A 574-nucleotide genomic window follows, 5' to 3' on the forward strand; every position below is an offset into this window, starting at 1 on the left:
CCGGGTGCTTGCCCCATCCAGTAAGCACGTTGTACTTCAGTTAAAGGGAATGGTTGATAGCGATTTTTTAAATCAGCAACGACTTGTTGCTCTATTTTTTGTTCGGTTTCACTTAAAGTCGCGGCAAAATCAGCTAATTTGGGTTTAGCAAACAGTTGACGTAAGGGTTGTTCGGTATCTAACCCTAATTGTTTTAAGTGTGAAATGACTTGGGTTGCTAATAAACTGTCACCGCCTAATGCAAAGAAGCTATCCGTGCGTCCTACTTGGTCTACTTTTAAAATAGTTTGCCAAACTTGAGCCACCTGTTGCTCAATGATAGTTTGAGGCGCTTCAAAAATAGTTTCGGTATTATTTATTTGATTAGCAAGTTCACTAATAATGGTTTTACGATCTACTTTACCATTAGCATTTAAAGGCAGAGCTTGGTAAATGACCAAACTGGTAGGTACCATATAGTCAGGTAGTAGTTGCTGTAACGATTGTTTAATATCGTGTTCAGTTGTACTTACCCCTTGCTTTAATTGGATTGCAGCAGCCAATTGAGGTGGCATGCCGACTGTTACAGCAACAG

1 protein-coding gene is annotated in these 574 nt (G+C 39.9%); it reads right to left on the bottom strand.

What is annotated here, in order from left to right; translation table 11 throughout:
• Positions 1-574 (bottom strand): phosphopantetheine-binding protein (locus H3T96_RS14610; protein ID WP_144093577.1); only part of this gene is annotated, 574 nt, incomplete at both ends.

It is taken from the genome of Gilliamella sp. W8136, assembly GCF_016101285.1.
Lineage (GTDB): Bacteria > Pseudomonadota > Gammaproteobacteria > Enterobacterales > Orbaceae > Gilliamella > Gilliamella apicola_N.